Raw genomic sequence first — 838 nt, 5'->3', positions numbered from 1 at the left:
TCCGAAGCGCTCGAGGAAGTCGAGCATCGCCGCGTGGACCCTCTGCCACGTCTCGCCATGCAGGCCGGGGCAGGGGGACGTCGCCGGGTTCATGCGCTCGATGCGGTCGCGCCAGGAGTGAAAATTCGGTGCAGGGTCGGTAGCGACGGGGTGGGGAGCTGACATCCCGGCCCCTTACCTCAGGCCGGTCGCCCGGTCCTAACTAGGACCGGGCTCAAGAGTCGGAGGAGGCCAGGGGCTTCGCGATGGGATGATCGACCGGAGAGAGGCTCCGGCGCCCGTTGCGAAAGCTAAGCCGATGGCCCGTCTCCTCGTCCTCGCCTGCTCGGCGACCAAGCGCTCCGATCCCGACCCCATCCCGGCACTCGCGCGCTACGACGGCCCGCTGTGGCGGACCCTGCGCGCCGCCGACCCGGCGGGCCGGCGGGCCCGGGTCGCATTCCTGTCGGCCCATTACGGCTTCCGCGACGCGGCGACGCCGATCGCGGCCTACGACGCGCGGCTGACCCAGGACCTCGCCGAGCGGATGGTCGCCGACGGCGTGACCACGCGCTGGCCCAGGCCGCCCTCGCCGCGGCGGCCCGACACCTACGGCATGCACGCCGGCGCCGAGATCGCCTCGGTGACAGGGTATGGCGCCGAGCCGTTCGAGGGTGTCGCGATGGTGGGTGTCGGCCTTACGTTTCGCGTTGTCGCATTGCGCTTCTCGAACGAGGGGGGCGCCGATCCTCTTGCGGGGCCGGGCCCTAGCGCCAGCGTTCGCCGGTCCCGAGTCCGATCACCCGACCGTCGAGCGGGGCGATCTCGACGGCCACTTTCCCCCAGAACCGATCCCGGG

At 71.8% G+C, this 838-nt stretch carries 1 protein-coding gene; it reads left to right on the top strand.

Annotated features, from left to right (window positions below; all coding sequences use genetic code 11):
• Positions 1 to 298: 298 nt before the first annotated feature.
• Positions 299 to 838, top strand: a 540-nt coding sequence (locus MKK50_RS00925; RefSeq protein WP_499019733.1) for a hypothetical protein, incomplete at its 3' end; no start/stop codon positions are given.

Origin of the sequence: Methylobacterium sp. J-043, assembly GCF_022829505.1 — a bacterium.
GTDB classification, from domain to species: Bacteria; Pseudomonadota; Alphaproteobacteria; order Rhizobiales; family Beijerinckiaceae; genus Methylobacterium; species Methylobacterium extorquens_A.
The sequence above is the reverse complement of the archived record's forward strand: the minus strand, read 5'-3'. Positions and strand labels throughout refer to the sequence as shown.